The sequence below is a fragment of the uncultured Nostoc sp. genome (genome assembly GCF_964245445.1).
Taxonomy (GTDB): domain Bacteria; phylum Cyanobacteriota; class Cyanobacteriia; order Cyanobacteriales; family Nostocaceae; genus Nostoc.
In genome coordinates this window covers 1-23,171 of the sequence record NZ_CAXTNE010000116.1, presented here as the reverse complement: position 1 = coordinate 23,171, position 23,171 = coordinate 1, and the positions used below count along the sequence as shown (strand labels likewise).

Sequence of the window (23,171 nt, the reverse complement as noted above, 5' to 3'; positions counted from 1 at the left end):
CCCTGCTCCCACTACCCACTCCCTACTCCCCCTGTTATGGCAAAAATTTTCTCAGTTCATCCGGATAATCCTCAAGTTCGCCGAATAGAGGAAATAAAGTCGGCGCTTTCTAGTGGCGCAGTCATGCTTTACCCTACTGATACAGTCTATGCGATCGGTTGTGATTTGAATGCCAAGTCGGCGGTAGAACGAGTGCGGCAAATTAAACAGCTAGCAAATGATAAACCACTGACATTTTTATGTCCCTCGCTTTCAAATGTGGCAACTTATGCCTTCGTAAGTGACACAGCCTATCGGATTATGAAACGTCTGATTCCAGGACCATACACGTTTTTGCTCCCAGCAACTAAATTAGTACCGCGATTGGTGCAAAGCCCCAAGCGGAAAACTACTGGAATTAGAGTACCAAACCATAGTGTGTGTTTGGAACTGCTGGCAGCCTTGGGCAATCCGATTATTTCAACTTCAGCACATCTACCACCAGATGAAGCAGATAATGGCATGATTCGGATAGATCCAGAAACTGTTCAGTCGCGGGTAGAGCTATTTGATCGTTTGGACAAGTTGGTAGACATAATTGTAGATACTGGCGAAGAACCTACTTATGAAGTATCTACCATCTTGGATATGACCGGAGACGAAGCAGCAATTATACGGAGGGGTTTAGGTTGGGAAGCAGCAGCAGCATGGGTATAAAAATTACACTTCACAGGCGCACCTCTTTGTTTCGGAAATTGTGATAAAAGCGACTCCAGTTTTTAAATTGTCATATTTTAAGGCGATATCTACGATGGGCACAGATGCAATAACAGGATGGTGGCAACACTTGGTACAGCAAGGGATTTGACAACTTTGAGAAAATGGCGGGTACTTGTGTCCCAGCATCAATGTGGTGGCTTGTAAAAAAACCGACACATTTCCATAACCGTAACTCTCTCGTATTTCCTACAGTTTTATATATGAGCTTTAGATGTGAGCATTACATGCGGCAAGCCTTGATGGATGAATGCCTAAAGATTCGTAAGCCAAGGCTGGCCTTGATTGCTGTGTCTGCGTTGTAATTACGGTGCAATACTACTGGAAAAGTCATGAAATCTAACGTCGTTAATCTACCAAACTCTACACCCATTTTTGATAATCACCTTTCGACTGAAGAATTTTCAGACAGCAGCAGCGAAACCTTGATTGAATTGCTGTGTCAGGAAATGCAAGCGCAAGTGAAAGCAGCACCCAGGTGCGTAGAAGCTTTAGCAAACCGCATAGCCGTAGAAGTAGAACGCATTTGCGATAAAAGCTCCCGTATCCAAACATCTGGGGAAATCAAATCCTGGCAGATTACGTTGGGAAGGCATCGGATGCACAAGTGCTTACGTTACTACCAACTAGGTTCAAAACAAGGGCGGGTGGAATTACATAGCAATTTGGGTGCTATGGTTTACCGCCATGTAACTATATCCGGCTCTGAGTTGGGTTTTGAGGCTCGTTACAGCCTGATTGAAGATTTTTTACAAGCATTTTATATCGAAGCTATCAAAGCTTTCCGCAGAGAAAACGAACTACCTAATGATCACACGCCGCGTACTCAGCTGCAATTAGCTGAATACATGGCTTTTACAGAACAGTATGCTAAACGCCGGATCAATTTACCTGGTGGTGCAAATCAGCAATTGATTATCTTGCGGGCCCAAGGCTTTGCTCGTCGTCAGCCGCAAGAAACTACCGTGGATATTGAAATGGCGGTAGAGTCTGCTAAAGGTGAAGAAGCGGAATCTTACCAGCGTAACTCGGCGGTGCAGCAGCTGCGATCGCAAATGATTGCCCAAACTAATTTCGATCCATCAGAAGAATCAGAACGCGATCGCGTCATCACTGAATTGATGAAATACCTGGATTCTCAAGGACAATCGGACTGTATGAACTACCTCAGCTTGAAACTTCAAGACCTCTCAGCCCCAGAAATTGACCAAATTCTCGGTTTAACCAGCCGTCAGCGCGATTATCTCCAACAACGCTTTAAATACCACGTAGAAAAATTTGCCAAACAACACCATTGGCAATTAGTACATCAATGGTTAGGTGCGGGTTTAGAGCAAAAATTGGGTTTATCTTCCCAGCAGTGGGAAATCTTTGTGAATCAACTAACAGAACAGCAACAGCAAATATTACAGTTAAAAACTGCACGACAAAACGATCAGGCGATCGCTAAAGCCATCAAATGCACCCCCAAACAGTTACAAAAGCGCTGGACTCAACTTTTAGAACTAGCATGGTCTATTCGCAACGGTCATACTGAAGCACAGACAGGCTAAAGCTAAGGTGAAATAACTAAAATTCATCCAAGCTAATTTCCAGTTATTAGAAATGTTGTTATAGATATGGCGGTTTCGGGGTGTAATAATAAAGGTGAATAAAATCATAGAAGACCATGAACCCAGTATTTCCCGAACTCTTTAATCTTTCGAGAGCGGAAAAACTTTAACTGGTAGAAAATTTATGGGATGAGATTGCCGCTACACCAGCACTCCCAGTTTTAGATTGGCACAAACAAGAGCTAGCCCGTCGCAAAGCCGAATATCAACAAAACCCAGCCATTGGTAGCAGTTGGGAAGATGTAAAAGCCAGAATCTCTCAACGGCATGGCTAGAAACTTAACTATCCTTATAGCCGCAGAACTAGACATTATTGAAGCTTATGACTGGTACGAGGGGCGCTAATTTGGGTTAGGCGCTGAGTTCCTACGTTATAGTAATGCCTGCCTGAATTTAATTCAGCGTCACCCCAGCACATACCAGATTGTTCATGAAACCTATCGCCGCGCTACAGTTAGGGCTTTTCCCTACTCGTTTTTACGAGTTTAATGAACAGGAGATTATTCTCTACGCTGTTTTCCACTGTTCTCAAGACCCAGAAGAATGCTGTAGTCCCTTGCAATAGTTGGTTGTTGAGACAATGAAAAAGTATATTCTTTTAACTATTATCTCAATTAGTAACTGCTTGCCGATCCAAATTATTAATACATTTGTATTTGTTTAGTACAAAAGTACCAAATAGCTCAGATTTTTTACCTATTAATCCAACCTTGTTTAGTCAAAATCAAAAATTCATCTTAAGCAACTGACACTTTTTTACTGCTTTTGTGAAATCCTATAATAAGCAGGACGTTTGGCAGAGGGATTTAGGATGGCTCTGACTCAAGGCGGACGGGCAAATAAGGCTGGGAATATTTTAGAAAGAAATGTAGAAGCAATTTTGACTGGGTATAATTATTTCCAAGTCGGGAACTATGTGCCAAAAGAATTTATTTTAAATGCTGCTTTATTGCCAAAGCGTTATGGAAAAGAAATTTATATTGGAACTGGAATTTATCATACCGATCTGAAAGTTGATTTTTATGTTATCGGCTCACCTGCAATACCATCTGGTTTAATTTTCGAGTGCAAATGGCAAGAAAGCCCGGGTTCGGTTGATGAAAAGTTTCCTTACTTGAACATGAACATCCAGAACTATTACCCTGCACCAACTATCGTGATTTTAGGTGGTGAAGGTATGCGAGAAGGAGCAAGCAAATGGCTGAAAGCAAGAGTTAATGATAACCATAATTTATTAGCAGTTTATAGTTTAGACAGATTCATTGCTTGGGCAAATAAAAATCTTTAAAAGATGTAATTAGTAATTCGTAAATCATGCCTCTATTTTTTATATTTGAGTTAATTGATCTGGCTGCTTGGATTTTGTAGGTTTCAAAATTAATATCAGTATAAATTTTTTGAATAAATTCGCTATCAGAATTACATACCATAACTTTGACACCACGACTTGCTAACTCTGCACAAGTATCTCTCAAAACTTCTTGGTCTTTTTTACTAAAACAATTTTGGCTATAAGCAGTAAAATAGCTAGTTTCGCTGATAGGATGGTAGGGCGGGTCAAAAAATACAAAGTCATCACTGCTATTTGCATGATTTAAGACTTCTGTAAAATTTGCTTGTTTAATTTCTGCATGATAAAGCGCTTCTGAGGCTGCTTTTAGTAAAACTTCAGAACAAATATTGGGATTTTCATATCTGCCTAATGGGACATTGAATTTTCCCTGTGAGTTGACTCGATAAAGACCATTAAAACAAGTCTTATTAAGATAAATTAGACGAGCAGCTTTTTCTATGTCAGTTCCACCAAAGTGGTTTCGTATACTATAGTAATAATCTTTATCATGCCGGATTTTATGCTCTTTCAATAGAGAAATTAATTCCTCAACATGATCTCTAACACAACAATAAGTGTTAATTAATTCGACATTAATATCAGTTAAAACTGCTGTGGTTGGTTGGAGATAGAAAAAAACAGCACCACCACCCAGGAATGGCTCATAGTAATTTTTATAACTTTTAGGAAAATAAGGAATATATTGCTGTATCAACCGACTTTTCCCCCCTGCCCACTTCAAAAATGGACGCGGGCTAGTTTCCTTGGGGATTTGAATTACCATTTACTTGCGATTTAACTGAAAATAATCGTAACTAAATAAAGCCAATATAACCGACGAAGTATATTTTATATTAGCTCGCTAATTTTCCAGCTGCATAGATTACAATTGAGTAGATAAAGCATATCAAAACAAACGTAAGTATATAACAAGGCAGTTTACATTCAGATGTTTGACGGATTTTGGGATAACGTCTTTCGCTACCCCCGGTACTTAATTAGTATCGTCTTAGGACTGTTTCTGAACACCTTTGCGCCGTTAGTGCCATTGTTGAAACGCCCAGTTACCTTGATTGCTATCTTGGGTTTCTTTGTGAGCAGCCTAGTCTTCCTTACTCTCACCCTACGGGCAATGCTGGGCTTGAGTACAATCTAGACTAGCGCTATATCGGGGCTGTGCCCCACAGACGGTTGCTTTTGGCGTTGCTTGCGCTAAGTACTGTCTACTTAACTTACATGTATTTTTGTTGTACAACCTCTGTGAGGAGGCGAAATTTTTATGGCTACAAATCGCCAGGTTTCCCGCGTTGCTGAATTGATCAAACGGGAAATTAGCCAAATGCTGCTCAACGGCATCAAGGATGACCGTGTAGGTACAGGAATGGTAAGTGTTACTGATGTTGATGTTTCCGGCGATCTCCAACACGCCAAAATCTACGTCAGTATCTATGGTACAGATGAAGCTAAAGCAGAAACGATGGCAGGCTTAAAGTCGGCCACAGGTTACGTCCGCAGTGAACTTGGGGCGCGGGTACGGCTACGTCGTACACCAGAGGTGCTGTTTCTTGAAGATCGCTCCATAGAACGCGGTAATAAAGTACTGGCACTACTAAATCAACTTAACCATCAGCGTCCCCCAGAAAATCTGGTAGCAGTAGAAGACAGCACCGATCAAGATGATGAATCATCTGATGAATGAGTAACTGAAATAACAATGTAACTTCAGAACAATTAATCTCAGCAAATCCGCCAAACAATTTACAGACGTGACCAAATCGCGTCTGTTTTAATATGACCATAATCTATTTCAGGGATCGGTAGTTGCATATATACGTTTTTTGCTTGCCTTGGCTTTTGTCGCTACTCTACTATTCCTTTTTCGCTCTACCCCCAATACCGTTAGGTTAAGTATTTTGTTGTTTGAGGCTGGCTCTTTATGAAATGGGCTTAACACACCCCGGGGCTGCTGGGGAAGCAGAGGGAGAGAAGAATTACTGAACAATAACTCTCTTTCCTCCTCTGCCTCCTGCCCCTTCAATTGGAAGTCCTCTACTCCACCCTTCTACAGATGTTTATCCAAAGAAAACTGTGTAAATTTAGTGCTTAAATTAACCAAGGAATTACGGCTCTATTTAAGAAATTGTTAACAGATGCTGAGGTAAAAGCCTTCGTAGGTTATTTTAGCCGTTATGTTTTGCAACACTTTATACCCTAATATCTGACAAATATTCTTGTGTTGTTTACCCTTAGATAAATACCAGCAGTTCTAAATCCGGCTTTAAGGTGATTATTTGATATGTAAGCGATGCCTGCGGCGGGCTATGACGCTCGTTCGCCTTTGGCGTCTCCCCTTGGGAGAAGACTCGCTAACGCTTCTCTACGAGACGCTAAACGAACGCTATAGGCGTCGCGCCCTGAACCTCTGGACTACCGCCAAATCTTGCCTAAATACAGTAATGGCAAGACTTTCAGACTTGTTGCATAAAAACCATATAGCCGCCATAGCAGGTTAAGTTAACTACTCGGAATTTTTTTTGTAAAGCGGATTTTCAATAAATGTCAGGATTCGTTGACTTTCTTAACATATCTTGAGATAATTTCAGGAGATGTAGCGTCAAAATAAAAATAGTTCCGTATAGCAAACTACAAAATCCTAGCCACAAGTCTAATTTCTGTAATCTTTGTTCCTAATTATTAACGGGAACACTATCGTAAGTGTTAATTTGTGAGTAAAAAACATGAGTGTGAATACGGTGCCTTCTATCAATTACTACTCTCTCGATCTGATTCAAGACGAAGCACGCCGACTAGTGCAAAAGGGAATGATTAGCCGACAACAGCCAATATATACCCTCTGCCAATACATTCCAGCCAGAGAGTGGGTTTGCGTTGAATGTGAATTAGAGAAATGTGACTTTTTGTTACGCGATCGCATTGGCGACCTAATTGGTCGTGAACAGTGGGACAACGACTAATCAATGTTTGATTTCAAATTTGGGGTTGGGGCTTCATTTTCGATATGTGAATATCACCATCAACTATTCGACGCCCAATCTGGGGGATAATCTCTGGTTTTTGATGAGCATTGCCCCATATAGAATCTTGCTAGAATCTTGCGTTTTTCATTAATCTAGTACTGCAAGGCGGAAGTCAGCCCCTTTGGGGAAGTCAAAAGTTAAAAAGCTTTAATTTTAGGCTTTCTGGCTGTAATGAAATGGTAGGTTTATTTCCGCTGACCTGTACTAGAAGCATTGCAGTCTGAATTTATACAAATTTTCAAGTTAAAGAAGGCATCAAAACCATTTATTGTGTATATCTGGTGCTACAGCTTGAGTCTATTAGGTAGATTCTGTGACGCTCCTATATTTATCTAATAGGTAAATGTAGGAACTTCACTTTGGACTCGTAATTCATTGCATCGCTTGCCTAAAGTAAACGATAGTCTGCTTGCTGTTCAAAGCCAAAATCCGTTTGGAAAAGTTTGCTAAGTCGGGCTAACCGTTACTAGTTGCGACAATAGAGAGAAACTCCACAAGCAACTGGCTCAATTTTCGCAAAATCCAAAATTTGTATAGCATTTTTTTTAATCTCGAAAAGTACAGAAAAATCACATGAACTATTATCCTACTTGCTCTAAGTAATTATTAATGTCTTCAATGATGCGAGTAAGTTCAGCTTCAGTAGTCAAGCGGATATTGACGTTGCGGACAGTCAGCAAAACTTTGGCTGCGAAGGGTGTTGGCCAGATATTAGGATTACAGAAAATTTCTAAAAATACTTCATCTGTATAACGATATTCCAGGGGAGGCTGGGGAGTTACTTTACCACCGCCAGGAGTGGGTTTAGCGGCGACAGCTTTCAGACGCTCCATCAATTGATCTGTTGCTGCTTTTAATTCTCGTGCTGCTTGGGGTGAAAAACTGAAGGAGACAGAACCTTCAATTAGGTTCAAGGTTAGAGGAATTGAAGACATTTTTTCTTAAAACTTCTTGATAAGTACTAATATTACCGGAAAAATAGACGAAGCCGCCGAGAGCGACGGTGGCGAACCCCAATTTTTCGAGGATGCGCCCCAGCCTTAGCGCTGGCATCGTCGTCAGAGAGATTTGTATAATCGGACTTTTCTTGGTTTTGCTTTGGTTGCCGAATGGATAGTGTGACAGATAGCGCGGATAACGTTTTGGGATTAATTGCAAGTAAATTTTCTTCTCCACAACCCGATCGCCAGCATCCTTATGGACACAGCAAGTTTGAAGCTGTAGGAGCTTTAGGAATTGCCTCATTTTTAGGGATAGTCTGTTTTGAAATTCTGCAAGGAGCAATCGAGCAAATTCTCAAAGGTGGTGGTGAACCGATTCCTGACAAGTTAAGGTTTTATAATAGGTTTTGTCAATTTTTCTTGCTTTTACTACCTCAAAGGGTAAGAAGGATCAAAATAATCATATTAATTCCCAACCATACATAAACTTTAGCCCTTAGAGGGTATTGAGTTAGGTCGAGGGGGAGTATCATCTCTCGCCCCTCCCAATTAGAACCGGACGTAATTCCTGGATTAATATTTTGATAGACAGTATGCATTTCTCCTCGCTATGTTACGACTGACAGAAGTAAAGCTCCCGCTTGATCATCCTGAAGATGAGATCAAGACTGCCATCCTCAAAAAGCTGCAAATCACGGACGAAGATTTGATCAGCTATTCCATCTTCAAGCGTAGCTACGATGCCCGTAAGAAAGGAGAGATCAGCCTTGTCTATATTCTGGATGTAGAAACGACTCAGGAAACTCATCTACTCAAGCGCCTGAAAAAAGATCCCCATGTGATTGCCACGCCAGACATGAGTTATCGCCCAGTGGCACAAGCACCTAGCAATTTGGCAATTCGCCCCATCATCATTGGTACAGGGCCTAGCGGCTTGTTTGCAGGGTTAATGCTTGCGCAAATGGGGTTCCGTCCAATCATTTTAGAACGGGGGAAACAAGTTCGCGATCGCACCGTTGATACCTTTAACTTTTGGAAGAAAAAATCAGACTTCAACCCAGAATCCAATGTCCAGTTTGGCGAAGGTGGTGCGGGTACATTCTCCGATGGCAAACTTTACAGTCAAGTTAAAGATCCTCAGCATTATGGGCGCAAGGTACTAACCGAACTCGTGAATGCAGGAGCCTCACCAGAAATTCTTTATATCAACAAACCGCATATCGGCACTTTCAAACTGGTGGGAATCGTCCAAAGTATGCGTGCCAAAATCGAATCTCTCGGCGGCGAAATTCGCTTTCAAAGTCGGGTGGAAGATATCAACATCGAAAATGGACAGGTGCGGGGAGTCACCCTCGCTAATGGGGAATATATCGCCAGCGATTATGTCGTTCTCGCAGTAGGTCATAGCGCCCGCGATACCTTCCAAATGCTATTTGATCGTGGAGTTTACATAGAGCCTAAACCTTTTTCCATCGGCTTTCGCATCGAACATCCCCAGTATCTCATTGACCAATGCCGTTTCGGCGCTCAGGCGGGTCATAAGCTTTTAGGTGCTGCCGATTACAAACTGGTTCACCACTGTCAAAATGGTCGTTCCGTCTATAGTTTTTGTATGTGTCCGGGGGGCTTGGTAGTTGCAGCCGCATCTGAACCGGGGCGAGTCGTCACTAATGGGATGAGCCAATACTCTCGCAATGAGCGCAATGCCAATAGTGCGATCGTTGTGGGCATCACCCCCGAAGATTATCCGGGAAATGCCTTGGCGGGAATTGACTTCCAACGGCGCTTGGAAGAACGAGCTTTTGAATTGGGTGGTGGAACTTATGAAGCGCCAGGGCAGTTGGTGGGAGACTTTCTTAACCATCGTCCCTCTACAGCATTCGGCATAGTTAAGCCGTCTTATACACCAGGGGTACATTTGGGTGATTTGAGCCAGAGTTTACCAGATTATGCGATCGCCGCCATCCGTGAAGCACTTCCCGCTTTCGACAAACAAATTAAAGGTTTTGCGATGGACGATGCCGTGTTGACTGGGGTGGAAACCCGCACATCATCACCAATTCGGATTAAACGTAAAGAAGATTATCAGAGTTTAAATACAGTCGGTCTTTATCCGGCTGGTGAAGGCGCGGGATACGCAGGGGGAATTCTCTCAGCAGGTATCGATGGGATTAAAGTGGCGGAGGCGGTGGCTTTAAGTATTTTGAAGAATTGCAATTAGTAAAATCTGAAATAGTGAATGCGATGCCTACGGTGGTAAACTACGCAGTCTCAGTATCCGATTTTGAGTTGAGAGCGATTGACTGTTAAAAGGCTACGAGAGATCGAAGCGATCAAGGCATTTTTATTTTTTTGGGCGTTCTCGCTTATAGTTGTCATATTAAGCTGAACTTGTCTGGCTAAACTAGCAATATGGGAGGTGACACAAAGTAAATCTGTTTATAGCCCTCAATTTAAAAGAAACTTTTTATATACATAGATATGGAAGTTGATTGATGAATGAACAATTTTTATTTAGTTTCAATTCAACCACATCAGAGCCTGTAAATATCCCCTTAAAGGAAGGTAAAGTTGTTTTTGTAGTAGGTGCGAATGGTGTAGGCAAATCTAGCCTTATGCAGCACTTGCATACCCAAAATAGAAATAAGAGTAAGAGAATATTAGCGCATCGAAAAACATGGTTCAGATCTAACGCAATGGAAATAACCGCAGCGTCAAAAAAACAGATTGAAGTCAATATGATGAGTTCGGATGCAAATATTCAATCAAGATGGATAGATGACTACTATGAACAAAGATCAACTTTGTCGATCTTTGATTTGATTGATTCTGAAAATATTAGAGCAAGAAATATCGCTACAGCTGTTGATAACAAAGATATTGATACGGCCAAAGCACTATCATGCAATGAAGCTCCCATAAAGACCATTAATGAATTATTAGCTACTGCAAATATTCCAGTTAAGATTAATCTAGGACAAGACGATCAGCTTTTTGCGACGAAGAATGGCAATGACCACTACAGTATCGCGGAGCTATCTGACGGAGAAAGGAATGCGCTTTTAATCGCTACTGATGTATTGACGGCAAAATCTGGATTACTAATTATTATTGACGAACCTGAGAGGCATTTGCATCGTTCTATCGTTTCCCCATTATTATCATCACTTTTTCAAAAACGTGCGGACTGCGCCTTTGTCATATCAACCCACGATGTATTTCTCCCCTTGGATAATCCGAGTTCTAGTGTACTAATGGTAAGAGGAAGTACTTGGTCAGGAAAGACTATAACTGGTTGGGACGCTGATCTAATAACCGCATCAGAAAACATTTCCCAAGAAATAAAAAAGGATATTCTCGGTGCAAAGAGGAATATATTATTCATAGAAGGCGAGCATGAGAGTCTAGATAGGCAAATTTATCAGTTGATATATCCAGATGTGTCAGTAATACCTCAAGGCAATTGTGTAAATGTTGAGAGGGCTGTTGAGGGTATAAAAAGAACTGAGGAGCTTCACTGGATAAATGCATTTGGGTTAATTGATGTAGATGATCGTACTCAAGAACAAATTCAGAAGCTAATTGAAAAAGGAATATTTGCTTTGTCTTGCTACTCTGTTGAGTCACTTTACTATCATGTAGAAATTATAAACAAGATTGCACACAGAGTTGCGAATACTACTGGAGAAAATCCAGTGGATTTAATTGATAAAGCTCTATTGTCTATTATTCCTAATATTTCTAAACATAAAGATAGATTGTCATCTCGCTTAAGTGAAAAGAGAATTCGCAGTAAAATTATCGCAGCATTACCCACGCACAAAGATATTATAAATCAGGATAAATTTAGTATTGAAATCGATTTAAAAAGCGAATTACTTAAAGAAAAAGTAATTTTTGAAAAATCTGTCCAAGAGAAGGATTATAACTCCTTGATATCTCGCTATCCTGTAAGAGAAACGGAAGTTTTAGCTAAGATTTCAGAATCTCTTGGTTTTCAGGATCGTCAGAAATATGAAAGTGCGGTTAGAAAGTTGATAATCGATGATAGCAACACATTATCATTTTTTAGGTCGTTACTTGGCGATTTAAGTAATAAGCTATTAGTGACTGTTAATGCAATCGCTAAAGTATAAGTCGTTGAGAGCGATCGCATAGTATAAAAATCACTGTAATCGCGTGAGTTATTAAGTCGGAAAAATGGAACACAGATAAAATTAGGTATTTAGTCCGTTAAGGTTATCAGTCTGTGATCGCAGTTAAGCAGATAAAAACAGTAGATATTCCTGATTTTACAAAGAAGCATGACTTCTATATTGGACAAGCCCTAATGTCTTTTTTAGTCACTACATTAAGTGCATTTATAATAGCTTGATTTAACTATTTATAAGTTCTGGCAGCTTGCGAACGTAATACGAATTATTTAGCCTTGGGTGTTTTTATTCTTATTTGTACCCCCTGAACGTTTACAATTAATTTAATGGCAACCTAACGAGTGCGTCACACACTTACAGGTGTGAGCTTGCATACTCCCTTCCCACTCGCTGGGAAAATTAATTTCATGGCAACAGAATTACAGTAATGATGAACAAATTCAAATATTTTTCCATCTTATTTTTATCTATCGTTTTGATGGACGGATCGACTATAAATATTTCTGCCCAAGCTGCTGTAAGTAAAGTTTTAGTAACGGCTCAAAAAGAATCTCTTAACAAATCGGATATTGATAAAGTTATCGCTTTTTACAAATGGGCATTTTCAGCTAAATTCACTAGCGAACAGCGCAATGAATATCAGTCAATAAAATTAAATGAGTTTCGCAAAGACCCAGATGGAACCAGAAAAAGCATTGACAATTTAATTTCCAATTATACACAAGCTCTTGCTAAGAATGAAGAGGAACAAAGCCGGATTCGGCAGGCATTTAACGGAGAATATGTAGGGCAATTGCGAAATTTACCGAATGATGCGGAAGCTAAACTTTTGCTGTCTGTTTACGATAGCGCACACGCAGGCGAAACCGCTTCAAATAATGCTGATGATTCATCTGGTAGCGTTGGAGAGATTTCGTCGCTAGTTGGAAAATGGGTTTGGACGCATACCGGAAACAGTGCTGTAAGCACAAGTGGCGCATATATCGGATCGAACGGTTCGCGTTTCACTTATCAATTTATGCCGAACGGAACGGTCGAATTTACGGGAATAATGAACGTAATGAGCGGCAGCTGCAACCAGCAAATTTTCCAATCTCGAAAAGGAAAAGTCAGTCTGAGCGGCAGTACGATGACAATTAATTGGTCTCCAGCATCTTTCACTCGTGACTTTTCCTGCGACAGAGCGAATAACTACACGAAAACTTTGCCTGCCGAAAACGAAACTTATCAGGTGAAATTCAAAACCGATATAGGTCAGAAACAGCTTTGTCTGATAAGCAAGGACGAAACCTGTTTCAGCCCGACAAATTAGACCAAATCACAAAGCCAGCTTTATTTGTTTACTCAAGTAGCTAGATTGTCAATTTCACAAAGGCGATCGCGAAATAGTCATGTCAATTCTAATATCAAGCCCCACCTAAATGCTTTCGAGGTAGGGCTTTTGTTTTTATGTCTGAAGTCGATATGCAATCATCTATCAAGTGCGATGGCGTACACGCCCTTTCCGGTGGCGATCGCAGTGGGGAATTTATCTGATTGTTAAATCTGGTTCTTTACAAAAGTTAAATAGGGCTGACTCACTTTCTGATTCATCTTCAAATACAGCAGAGATGTACCATTCACAGGGCGAACCATTCGTATATTCAGCCCAAGCAATTGTTGCTGTTTCACCTGATGGAATCCCTGACTCACCTAAGTTAAACGAAGCCCACTCTTCATTATCTACAGATACCCACAACTCTGTAATTGCCAATTCAGTTTTATTGGTAACAGTAAAGGTGAATTGGTCTGACATAAATAGCCTTGCCTTTTAACGATAAATAAATTGCAGATTGTCAGTCACTGATTATACTGCCACTTATTTCAAAAGTTGTGATACTAACTGCCAGAATATAGACTGACAGATAGTTTCATTTTAATGTAGGGGAACGCATTGGCATTGCATCGGGATGCATTGGCATTGTATTGGAATGCATTGGCATTGTATTGGAATGCATTGGCATTGCAGGGGGATGCATTAACATTGCATCGGGATGCATTGGCATTGCAGAGGGACGCATTAACATTGTATTGGGATGCATTGGCATTGTAAGGTATTGCCAAATTTAATTCGCTACAAATTAATGAAATGCTGTACTTAGTACAGCTCATATTTCATTAACTGACAGGGCAGCGTTCCGTTATACACCGCAATTCGCTGGGATGATTTTAGTCCAATCGATTGAGACAGTTCCTTGTTGCCACTCAGCACAAACGCAGTCCAGCCTTTGAAGCGTTGTTTGAGTACATCGCCCAAGAGTTTATAGAACGCCCCTAAATCACTATCTCGCCCCAGCCGTTCGCCATAAGGTGGATTGCAGAATAAAATCCCACTGTCTGCGGGGGCGACAACATCAGCAAGCTCCATTTGAGAAAACCATACATGGTTATCAACGCCGCAGTTTTGAGCATTGTTAATCGCTTGCTCGATTATATTTTCATCGCGATCGCTTCCCCAAATAGGTGCGGGTAGGGTATCCAGTTGGCTATCCTTAGCTTCTTGCAGCAGCTTTTCTAAAAGGGATAAATCAAAATCGAGCCAATTTTCAAATCCAAAGGATTCACGAAACAACCCTGGTGCGATATTAAGTGCCTTTAAGCTAGCTTCGAGAGGTAAAGTGCCAGATCCACAGAGAGGGTCATAAAACATCTGGTCTGGTTGCCAGCCCGAAAGTTGAATCAAGGCAGCAGCTAAAGATTCCTTTAGGGGGGCTGCTCCAACCGCAGGACGGTAGCCTCGGCGATGCAGACTATTTCCAGAACTGTCGAGTTTAACGGTACAACTATCACGTTCAATATGAACATTGATTCGCACATCTGGTTCATGAAGCTCTACATTTGAACGTTCGCCCAGATTTTCTTTTTGCTGGTCAACGATCGCATTTTTGATCTGGAGAGATGTGAAGTGGGTGTGGTTGAGGCGATCGTTTTTACCTGTAGTATTCACTGCCAAAGTCATGTCTGGCGTTAAATAATTTTGCCAATCGATACTCTGGATGCCGCGATAGAGATCCTTAGCATCAAGGCATTTAAACTCATAGATATTCACCAAGATTCGGAACGGCAGCCTAGCCCAGAGGTTGACGCGATAAAGTAGGGTGCGATCGCCCTCAAAGGCTACACCGCAAAACCCAGGCTCCACTGAATGAGCACCCAGTTGCTCTAACTCCTGAGCCGCGAGGGTTTCTAATCCACGAGCAACCGTTGCAAAATACTGATTCATCCTCTAATCCAAAGCATTGTCTTCACTGCTGACCCATTGACGCACTTTAGCTTAACTCATATCTTGTGACATTCTCTCTCGTTAAGTCTGCGATTATAACCTTTTAAGTAACTCAGCATCACTTGCCCCAGACAAAGCAAATCAAGCCGGAGTAAGGACACAGCAAATTTTTGTGGAAAGAGATTATTATTTCTTCATTTTCAGTACTATCTTAAATCCAATTAACCCTGATAACATCAAGCTGAAATAGTGCTTAGGCACTTTGCAATACAACCCATTAATTAAAATAGTCAGAGGGATAAACAATGGCTTTAGTATCTGATATTGTTCTGCTAAAAGACTTAACATCGTCAGCAGATAAGGATTTGGGCCGGGTAAAAGCCGTACTTCCTGCGACGGTAAATCGTTTAACCAACCCGACGTTAGCAAGTATCTTTGGTGATGACCTGAAATTTGGTATTGCCTCCTTTAAGGATAAGCCAATAGCGCCTCTTGGGGGTTATGCTGACTATGTATATAAACCAGAAGTTGCTTTAACAAATAATGTCACAACAGTCAAAGACAAAATCTTTGACCTTGAAGCTTTTGGTGGCAATGATAGCTCCGAATCACAATTAGACGCACTCTTGTACGCAGCTTTAGATAGCGGTGGCAGTCTCGGTTACAGAGTCGGTTCATTTCGTATTGTTATAATAGCCACCGATAGTATTTATCACGTTGCTGGCGATCGTGCAGCAGTTAGCCCAAATGATACTATTGCCAATAATGGAGATGGTGTAATTGATCCTAATGAAGATTATCCAGAGATTGGACAAGTAAAAACTGCACTAGAAGCAAATAATATTATTCCAATTTTTCTAACTACGAGTGATGTTGCAGTCGATTACGAGACACTAGTTACCCAGCTTGGTCGAGGTGGTGTACTGACTCTTGGTTCTAAAAGTGAGAATTTTGCTGATGCCATAAAAGAGGCAGTTGCTCGAGCCAGAAATGTCATAAGTACTGATGTTGTTACGACAAATGGAGACGATACCTTTAGCTGGGGGAATTTTTTGGCTGGCGATAAGGTTATTTTTGCTGGGGACGGTAATGATAGTATTTCGCTTTCTGGTGTTATTGGCAACCATTACATTGATGGGGGGGCCGGTTCTGACATCCTTGTTGGTGGAGATGGTAGAGACAGAATAGATGGGGGTAGTGGTGACGACAACCTTCTGGGGGGCAAGGGTGATGATATTCTTTTTGGCAGTAGTGGAAAAGATATTCTGATCGGGAATAAAGGCAACGATTACCTACAGGGAGATAGTGGAGACGACTTTTTAAAAGGAGGCGCTGGTTCAGATAAGTTTGCATTTGCAACAGGATCAAAGTTTGATATTAAGGAACTCGGAGTTGATATTATTGGTGACTTCAATCCTAAGCAAGACAAGATCCAACTATCTAAATCTACCTTTACCGCTCTAAGTAACTCAGTCTTCCCAACTGAATTAAATTCCGCAGACTTTGCCACAGTGACGAACGATACTTTTGCAGCAAGTAGTAGTGCAGTGATTGTTTATAATAGCGCAAATGGTAGTCTCTTTTATAACCCTAATGGTTCGGCAGATGATTTTGCTGATATAAATTCCGGTGGTAAATTTGCACAATTGGGTGCTAGCTCCTTTCCTGCTCTAACTACCGCTAGTTTTGAGGTAGTTTTGTGATTGATTTAGCTTAATTTTCAACTTCACACAAGAGACTTCCAAGGAATAAAGGAAGGAAGGAAAAGTGAGATGCTCCCAGGCAAACGAATTGAACTGAGATTACTCTATAATTTTCTAAAATCAATCATTGTCTGACGATAAGTATCTGGCAAACCTGTATCAAAACACTTGCCTTTAATAACGTATCCTGTCATTCCCTCTTCATGACGTAATCTATCAAGACAAGATGTTAACTGAAATTCGCCTCGTTCTCGGAAATTTTGGTTGATGTGTTCTGCTAAAAAATCAAAAATATTTGGCGTTAGTAAATACAAACCAAATATACATAAAAACTCATTTTCTGCCATTCCCTGTACACGCAAATGTTGTTGTGCATACTCAATGGTAGGTTTTTCATAAAGTTGTGTAACTTCTAGAATCGAGTTTAACTCTTGCCAAACTCCTGTTACACATCCAGATGTATGAAGATTTTCTGCTGGCGTTGTAGTTAAGCTAACAACGCTTTGATTAACTTGTTCATAAACATTTAAAAGTTGACTAGCACAAGATTTGTCAATATCAGATGCATAAATGTGGTCGCCCAACATTAGCAAAAACGGCTCATCTTGCACCCAATCTTTGGCACAAAATACCGCATGACCATAGCCTAATTGCTCCTCTTGCAATAATATGGTAATTCTACTTCCTAAATCTTCGAGATATCGGCTATATTCTTGATTTAGCGGTGAAAGTTTATCTAAAAGTTCTTTTTTAGGTGGTTTTTTCAAAAAATCTTCAAATATTTCTTTATCATCCGGCTGTACCACAATCCCCACTTCTGTAATTCCAGCACTAATTGCCTCTTCAATAATTGCTAAAATTACAGGTTTTGCCCTACCATCTCGATCAATAATCGGAAAAAGTTCTTTTTTCACAACTTTAGTAGCTGGAAACAACCGAGTCCCAAAACCAGCTACCGGAATCACAGCTTTTCTAACTTTATTTTTCTGCATCAATCCTCAATCCTCATCAGCTTAAAATCTCCCCTACCTCCCCTGCTTATCCGAACCGTATGGTTCGTCAAAGAAAAGGAAAAGGGGCAGGGAGCAGGGGAAAACCCCATAAATAAATTTAGGGGCTTGAAACCATGAAAGCTTTTGGAATGAGCGTATCTTTCTCCCCTGCCCCCTTGCCCCCTGCTCCCTGCTCCCCTGCCTCTTGGTCACCCCAACTTCTCAAACAACTCCGCTAACACCACATTAGAAAACAAAAACCCTTGGGGATCAATCAAACGCAACCTTCCCCCTGCAACTTCTACCCAACCTTTCTGAAAGTGCGATCGCAAACACCTGCAAATTTCCTCTACCTTCTCTTCGCCAAACGCCTGCGCCAACGTGGTTAAACTCAAACCCTCTGCCAAACGTAACCCCAACATTAACGTTTCTAACAATACTTCTTTTGAGGGGGTCACATCACAATCAATTACACCGCCAGCTTGCACCCACTGATAATACTCCTTAGTTTTACGGGGACGAGTGAAGCGCTTCCCCTCAACATAACTCGCCGCACCCATACCAAAGCCATAGTAAGGGCGGTTTTCCCAATAAACTCGATTATGCCGACACTGATGACCAGGTTGAGCATAATTAGAAATTTCATAATGCTCATAACCTGCACTAGTCAAAACTTGCTGCCCCATCCGGTACATTTTGACTGTGGCTTCATCCGTAGGCAAAGGAATATCGCCAGGTTTGTAGTAACGACCAAAGGCTGTACCTGGTTCGATGGTAAGATCGTAGATAGAAATGTGAGTGGGTACAAGCGCTACTCCTTTCTCTAGGGAATCTTGCCATTGATCCAAAGACTGATGCGGCAACCCAGAAATTAAGTCTAAGCTAAATTCGGGAATCTCGACTTGGTGGATTAGTTCCACAGCTGCAAAAATATCTTCAACTGAGTGCGATCGCCCCGCCCTCTGCAATAATTCTTCTTGAAAGGCTTGTACACCTAAACTTACCCGGTTCACGCCGACATTGCGATAGCCTGCTATATGGGCTAAATCAAAGGTGGCTGGGTCAATTTCCATAGAAATTTCTGCCCCAGACGCAATACCAAAATGCTTCTCTAGTTCTGTTACTATCCGTTGTAACTGCTCTACTGATAGCAGCGAAGGAGTACCACCGCCGAAGAAAATTGTCTTCAGGGGTTGACCCAATGCTGGTGTAATGGCAATTTCTTGACATAGCACCTCAACATATTGGGAGATAGTACCAGATGTTTCGCCCCGCAAGCGATCGCCCACAACAGACACCGGGAAATCACAATAAAAACACCGCCGTCTGCAAAAGGGAATATGCACATACGCAGAACTCGCAATTCCAGAAATACTAAATTTTTGACTCATTTTGAGAAAAGATTAAGTTAAGCCAACTGCGAATTAGAGACAATGAAAATGAGGTAAGAATTCAGGAGTCAGGAGCCAAAAGCCAGAAGAATTGTAAAATCAAGCGTGCAATAACTTCTTGATTTTATTAAACTCCAGTAAGTTTGAGTATCAAAGTTTTCTGAATTCTGAATTCTGAATTCTTACAAAATAAGTAGTTTTTTTACAAGTTTTTGTCGTTTTACAACGAAACAATGAAAAATATGAATATAAAAACCTTTGGTTATAATAATTGCAGATATTGCGCTACTAAACCCTTAGTGTAAGTCAATATTGATGAGTTTATCTTACCGATGAAATAAAAAATACTTAACTTTATCGGTTACCACAGTTGCAGGAAAACAAGACAACCATGCTTGACGCCATTATTATTTTCTCATTTATTCTGGCAGCGTCGGGAATAGGGTTCTACAGCATTGAACTACTGCCCAATGGCACATTAGATCAGGTAACAAATGTTGAAGCTTTACGCTTAATTGTTGCCGTCTTTGCCGCTATTATTGGTGGTGCGATCGGGCTGAGTTTTCAGACGACATATCGTCGCCTAGAATCACAAATCAAAGAAATGCCTCTGGAAGTGATTTTAACTCGTGCGATCGGCTTAGTGATTGGGCTATTGCTAGCTAACCTGATGCTAGCCCCACTATTTTTGCTACCCATCCCGGCAGATTTTGGATTTATTAAGCCACTGGTGGCAGTTGTCGGTAGTATTATCCTCTCCGTCACTGGCATGAATTTGGCAGATACCCACGGGCGAGGCTTACTGCGGTTTATTAATCCTAACACCGTCGAATCAATGGTAGTGGAAGGAACGCTAAAACCCGCTAATACTAAAGTTTTAGACACCAGCTGCATTATCGATGGTCGCATTGAAGCGTTACTAGAAACAGGGTTTTTGGAAGGGCAAATTCTTGTACCGCAGTTTGTCTTGCAAGAACTTCAACAAGTAGCGGATGCTAGTAAAGACCAAAAACGCGTGCGGGGAAGACGAGGACTAGAAATTCTCAACCGCATTAAAGAAGAATATCCTGATCGCATCGTGATTAATACAATTGACTACGAAGATATTCCCACAGTCGATGCCAAGTTGGTGCGCTTTGCCCAAGAAATTAGCGGTACATTGCTAACCAACGACTACAACTTGTCTAAAGTCGCTAGCGTCCAGAAAGTACCTGTTTTAAATGTAAATGATTTAGTAAACGCCGTCCGTCCCAGTTATTTACCAGGCGACAACCTTGATTTGAAAATTCTCAAGGAAGGCAAAGAACCCAGTCAAGGCATTGGCTACCTAGATGATGGCACAATGGTAGTCGTTGAAGAAGGTAGCAATTATGTAGGTGGTGAACTGCGAGTAGTAGTCACCAGTGCTTTGCAAACCACCGCAGGAAGAATGATTTTTGCCAAACCCCAAGCTTCAGCATTAGCGTGAAACAATGGGATGTTTAATTCGAGTCCACTTACTAATCGGTGCAGTCAACCTGCACCGATTATTTATTGATTAGACTCACTAGACTCACTTACCTGCAAATACTGTAACTGTTCAATTGATAACCCTGTGACTCTGCCAATCACCTCTAATGGCATACCAGTATTAAATAGATTTCTTGCAACTTCAAGTAAAGCTTCAGCCTTGCCTTCAACCTTGCCTTCAGCCTTGCCTTCAGCTTTGCCTTCGTCTAAAATATCTTGATAAATCACTGACTCGCGCATAATATCTGACCTCAAAACTCGTCTGATAACCTCTTTATCTAATACTAAACCAGCTAAAATCGCTGTGGAAGCAGCAATATTACTTTGATTTCTTGATTCTGTCATACTATTAATGTCCCGTGCAACTTGGTTAAGCACGGCTTCTCGATCAATTGTACTACTCAAAACTGCAAAGGGTAACAATCCAGCCGTTCTCAGAAATACTTCAGTTGGTTGTTCCCAAAGTCTGATAACTGAAAATTCATGGCTTGTCCCAGCAATTGTAAATGTATTTTGTTGCACCAACTCTGAATTTGTCTGCTTAAGATAAATCACAACTTGATGCATCGCTTTGTCTGGAAAGCGGCGATATACTCGCAATCGATAGTCAATCATCCGAAAAGGAATTTCAGCATCAGCTTGGGTTTGAAATTCCAAATGTAAGATGTTTTGCTCCGACTGTAGCAGAATTAGGGCATCAGCACGAATGGGTTCGAGAGATAATTCTTTTGGACTGAGTTCGGTTAAAGTAATAGGTTCGCCTAATAACCAAGTGGCGAAATCGCTGGAGAAATTTTCAGCTAAAAATTTACAGATATTGTCAAACATTTGAGAATTTTACCAAACAGCTCACCCATTTGCTATTTATCCGAAATTCTTTAATACAAAAATCTATAATATTAGAGTTTTTATAAATCTTTAATGATAAATTATTTGGAGCTTTAAAGAAAGTAATTTTTTACTTGTAAACGTAATTATAAATTAACTAAACTGGTGTTATGAGTTGTTAGCATTCTGAGTATGATAAAGCGCATTTGCACTATGGTTAATATTTTTACAATAACTTCATTATCTGCTTTTGTATTTGCTGGTGCTATTACTTTATTGCTCGTGCAGACAGTTACAGCTAAACCAGTACACACAAAAAAGCAAGTCAATCAACCAATACCATTTAACTCAAGAGTACAAATATACCCTGCAAATAATAGCCTCCCAACAAGTCGCTTAATTACGATTGAACGTGTTCTTAAAAAGTCTAGTAAGATGCAAATAACAGAAGCAAAACTTACAACGTACGAAGAATTTGCAGCCAAAACGGGAGAGTACAAATCATCGATTTCTAACAACCGGATGGTGTGGATAGTGACTGGTTTCGTCCAAGGTGAGTTAAGAATGTCTAGAGGTAGAAGTGTATGTACTGATAACGCTAAACTTGTGGAACTAATGGATGCAGAAACTGGCGATTCTTTTGGTAGAAGTATTTACTGTCCCCCAAACAACGTGATAAATTTTATGCCGTAAATTTGACGCATAAATGGAGGGAGACTATAAAAAATATATCTTACGATCGCCTCTATAAGAGTTATGAATATACCAATTTGTGCAGCAATAAGCCGTAATTACGCGCTTGGCGATCGCTTCACTATCTATAATCATGAGAACTTCGCCCGTCAGCACTAAGTTTAATGCTCATAAATCTCTAATGGTAAATTATCTGGGTCTTTAAAAAAAGTAAATTTCTTACCTGTGATTTCATCAATTCTGATATTTTCTACCTCTAACCCTTTTGATTTTAAATAAAAAACAGTTTCCTCAACATCATCAACTTTAAAAGCAAGATGTCTTAAACCACAAGACTCTGGTTTACTAGGTCGTTCTGGAGGATTTGGGAAAGAGAATAGTTCGATTTGAGCATTTTCTCCAACTTTTAAATCTAATTTATAAGAATTTCTGGCGGCGCGAAAAGTTTCTTGAATAATCGGAAATCCTAAAACTTCTACATAAAATTTTTTGGAGCGATCGTAGTCAGAACAAATAATAGCTACATGATGAATACCAGTGGTTTTCATGTGTACTTCTCCAGCTACCAACCATTTACCTTTAGCACTTTTAGCAAAATTTTACTAGTACACTGTGGCGGAAGTTTGCCTAGTTGCTTGAGCAACTTGTCTTGGCGGATGTTTAACCTTTCGCATATTTAACTAAAATTCATATTTAATCAGCAAAAAGGCTTGTTGCTTTCTCAAAACTTCATATTCAATAAGCAAAAAGGCATATTGCTTTCTCAAAATGCTTGATTACTTTCTCAAACCCCAGTTTGCTTTCTCATTTCAGTAGATTCAGCAAGCAAAAAGACATATTACTTTCTCAAACCCCAGTTTGCTTTCTCATTTCGGTAGATTCAGCAAGCAAAAAGACATATTACTTTCTCAAACCCCAGTTTGCTTGTTTATTTAAGTAATTCACGCATTGATTTTGG

24 protein-coding genes and 1 pseudogene are annotated in these 23,171 nt (G+C 40.6%); 17 read left to right on the top strand and 8 right to left on the bottom strand.

The window, feature by feature from the left end; translation table 11 throughout:
- Positions 1-36 precede the first annotated feature (36 nt).
- From ACFE90_RS19615 to ACFE90_RS19595, 5 genes are all read left to right on the top strand, one after another.
- Positions 37-696, top strand: a complete 660-nt coding sequence (locus tag ACFE90_RS19615; RefSeq protein WP_375503418.1) for an L-threonylcarbamoyladenylate synthase — start codon at positions 37-39, stop codon at positions 694-696.
- 392 nt (positions 697-1,088) lie between these two features.
- Positions 1,089-2,309, top strand: coding sequence for a HetZ-related protein (locus ACFE90_RS19610; protein ID WP_375503414.1), 1,221 nt, complete (start codon positions 1,089-1,091; stop codon positions 2,307-2,309).
- Positions 2,310-2,479: 170 nt separating this feature from the next.
- On the top strand, positions 2,480-2,644 hold the full coding sequence (locus tag ACFE90_RS19605; protein WP_375503416.1) for an addiction module protein: 165 nt from the start codon (positions 2,480-2,482) through the stop codon (positions 2,642-2,644).
- A gap of 155 nt (positions 2,645-2,799) precedes the next feature.
- Positions 2,800-2,934, top strand: coding sequence for a hypothetical protein (locus ACFE90_RS19600; RefSeq protein ID WP_375503412.1), 135 nt, complete (start codon positions 2,800-2,802; stop codon positions 2,932-2,934).
- A 246-nt stretch (positions 2,935-3,180) separates the two neighbouring features.
- Positions 3,181-3,657 carry a PD-(D/E)XK nuclease superfamily protein gene (locus ACFE90_RS19595; RefSeq protein WP_375503410.1) on the top strand — a complete coding sequence of 159 codons (477 nt, stop codon included), beginning with the start codon at positions 3,181-3,183 and terminating at the stop codon, positions 3,655-3,657.
- Here ACFE90_RS19595 and ACFE90_RS19590 read toward each other — a convergent pair.
- Positions 3,629-4,486, bottom strand: coding sequence for a DNA adenine methylase (locus ACFE90_RS19590; protein WP_375503408.1), 858 nt, complete (start codon positions 4,484-4,486; stop codon positions 3,629-3,631). The genes ACFE90_RS19595 and ACFE90_RS19590 overlap by 29 nt on opposite strands.
- A 165-nt stretch (positions 4,487-4,651) precedes the next feature.
- Here ACFE90_RS19590 and ACFE90_RS19585 point away from each other — a divergent pair, with 165 nt between their 5' ends.
- The 4 genes from ACFE90_RS19585 (at position 4,652) to ACFE90_RS19570 (ending at position 6,677) form a co-directional block, all read left to right on the top strand.
- Positions 4,652-4,858 (top strand): DUF751 family protein, encoded by a 207-nt coding sequence (locus ACFE90_RS19585; protein WP_334878923.1) that lies wholly within the window; start codon positions 4,652-4,654, stop codon positions 4,856-4,858.
- Between the two features lie 123 nt (positions 4,859-4,981).
- Positions 4,982-5,401: a 30S ribosome-binding factor RbfA gene (rbfA, locus tag ACFE90_RS19580; protein WP_375503406.1), complete on the top strand. Its 420-nt coding sequence runs from the start codon at positions 4,982-4,984 to the stop codon at positions 5,399-5,401.
- Between the two features lie 622 nt (positions 5,402-6,023).
- Positions 6,024-6,215, top strand: a complete 192-nt coding sequence (locus ACFE90_RS19575) for a hypothetical protein (protein ID WP_375503404.1) — start codon at positions 6,024-6,026, stop codon at positions 6,213-6,215.
- A gap of 225 nt (positions 6,216-6,440) precedes the next feature.
- Complete coding sequence (locus ACFE90_RS19570; RefSeq protein WP_012407481.1) at positions 6,441-6,677, top strand: DUF4327 family protein; 237 nt, start codon at positions 6,441-6,443, stop codon at positions 6,675-6,677.
- A 644-nt stretch (positions 6,678-7,321) separates the two neighbouring features.
- Here ACFE90_RS19570 and ACFE90_RS19565 read toward each other — a convergent pair.
- The gene (locus ACFE90_RS19565; protein WP_375503402.1) at positions 7,322-7,675 is read right to left on the bottom strand and encodes a hypothetical protein; all 354 of its coding nucleotides are present in this window, start codon (positions 7,673-7,675) and stop codon (positions 7,322-7,324) included.
- Positions 7,676-7,849: 174 nt separating this feature from the next.
- Here ACFE90_RS19565 and ACFE90_RS19560 point away from each other — a divergent pair.
- From ACFE90_RS19560 to ACFE90_RS19545, 4 genes and pseudogenes are all read left to right on the top strand, one after another.
- A pseudogene (locus ACFE90_RS19560) lies at positions 7,850-8,059 on the top strand (cation transporter); the annotation flags it as partial.
- A 232-nt stretch (positions 8,060-8,291) separates the two neighbouring features.
- The gene (locus ACFE90_RS19555; RefSeq protein WP_375503400.1) at positions 8,292-9,902 is read left to right on the top strand and encodes an NAD(P)/FAD-dependent oxidoreductase; all 1,611 of its coding nucleotides are present in this window, start codon (positions 8,292-8,294) and stop codon (positions 9,900-9,902) included.
- 274 nt (positions 9,903-10,176) lie between these two features.
- Complete coding sequence (locus ACFE90_RS19550) at positions 10,177-11,817, top strand: AAA family ATPase (RefSeq protein WP_375503398.1); 1,641 nt, start codon at positions 10,177-10,179, stop codon at positions 11,815-11,817.
- Between the two features lie 445 nt (positions 11,818-12,262).
- Positions 12,263-13,147 (top strand): hypothetical protein, encoded by an 885-nt coding sequence (locus ACFE90_RS19545; protein ID WP_375503396.1) that lies wholly within the window; start codon positions 12,263-12,265, stop codon positions 13,145-13,147.
- Positions 13,148-13,363: 216 nt separating this feature from the next.
- Here the strand turns inward: ACFE90_RS19545 and ACFE90_RS19540 are convergent, their stop codons facing one another.
- Positions 13,364-13,630, bottom strand: coding sequence for a hypothetical protein (locus tag ACFE90_RS19540; RefSeq protein WP_375503394.1), 267 nt, complete (start codon positions 13,628-13,630; stop codon positions 13,364-13,366).
- Positions 13,631-13,768: 138 nt separating this feature from the next.
- On the opposite strand from ACFE90_RS19540, the gene ACFE90_RS19535 reads away from it, so the two are divergent.
- The gene (locus tag ACFE90_RS19535) at positions 13,769-13,927 is read left to right on the top strand and encodes a hypothetical protein (protein ID WP_375503392.1); all 159 of its coding nucleotides are present in this window, start codon (positions 13,769-13,771) and stop codon (positions 13,925-13,927) included.
- Between the two features lie 45 nt (positions 13,928-13,972).
- On the opposite strand, the gene ACFE90_RS19530 is transcribed toward ACFE90_RS19535, so the two are convergent.
- A complete protein-coding gene (locus ACFE90_RS19530; protein ID WP_375503390.1) occupies positions 13,973-15,097 on the bottom strand; it encodes a class I SAM-dependent RNA methyltransferase in 1,125 nt (374 codons plus the stop codon).
- Positions 15,098-15,402: 305 nt separating this feature from the next.
- Here ACFE90_RS19530 and ACFE90_RS19525 point away from each other — a divergent pair, with 305 nt between their 5' ends.
- Positions 15,403-16,800, top strand: coding sequence for a hypothetical protein (locus ACFE90_RS19525; RefSeq protein WP_375503388.1), 1,398 nt, complete (start codon positions 15,403-15,405; stop codon positions 16,798-16,800).
- A gap of 104 nt (positions 16,801-16,904) precedes the next feature.
- Here ACFE90_RS19525 and ACFE90_RS19520 read toward each other — a convergent pair whose 3' ends face one another.
- Both ACFE90_RS19520 and hemW read right to left on the bottom strand, forming a co-directional pair.
- Positions 16,905-17,792, bottom strand: a complete 888-nt coding sequence (locus ACFE90_RS19520; RefSeq protein ID WP_375503386.1) for a sugar phosphate nucleotidyltransferase — start codon at positions 17,790-17,792, stop codon at positions 16,905-16,907.
- 209 nt (positions 17,793-18,001) lie between these two features.
- A complete protein-coding gene (gene hemW / locus ACFE90_RS19515; RefSeq protein ID WP_375503384.1) occupies positions 18,002-19,183 on the bottom strand; it encodes a radical SAM family heme chaperone HemW in 1,182 nt (393 codons plus the stop codon).
- Between the two features lie 391 nt (positions 19,184-19,574).
- On the opposite strand from hemW, the gene ACFE90_RS19510 reads away from it, so the two are divergent.
- Positions 19,575-20,651, top strand: coding sequence for a PIN/TRAM domain-containing protein (locus tag ACFE90_RS19510; RefSeq protein WP_375503382.1), 1,077 nt, complete (start codon positions 19,575-19,577; stop codon positions 20,649-20,651).
- A gap of 62 nt (positions 20,652-20,713) precedes the next feature.
- Here ACFE90_RS19510 and ACFE90_RS19505 read toward each other — a convergent pair whose 3' ends face one another.
- Complete coding sequence (locus ACFE90_RS19505; protein ID WP_375503380.1) at positions 20,714-21,520, bottom strand: Rpn family recombination-promoting nuclease/putative transposase; 807 nt, start codon at positions 21,518-21,520, stop codon at positions 20,714-20,716.
- Between the two features lie 213 nt (positions 21,521-21,733).
- Between ACFE90_RS19505 and ACFE90_RS19500 the strand changes: the two genes are divergently transcribed.
- Entirely contained in the window at positions 21,734-22,213 is a 480-nt protein-coding gene (locus tag ACFE90_RS19500) for a hypothetical protein (protein ID WP_375503378.1), read from the top strand.
- Positions 22,214-22,374: 161 nt separating this feature from the next.
- On the opposite strand, the gene ACFE90_RS19495 is transcribed toward ACFE90_RS19500, so the two are convergent.
- Complete coding sequence (locus ACFE90_RS19495; RefSeq protein WP_375503376.1) at positions 22,375-22,761, bottom strand: VOC family protein; 387 nt, start codon at positions 22,759-22,761, stop codon at positions 22,375-22,377.
- Between the last annotated feature and the right edge of the window lie 410 nt (positions 22,762-23,171).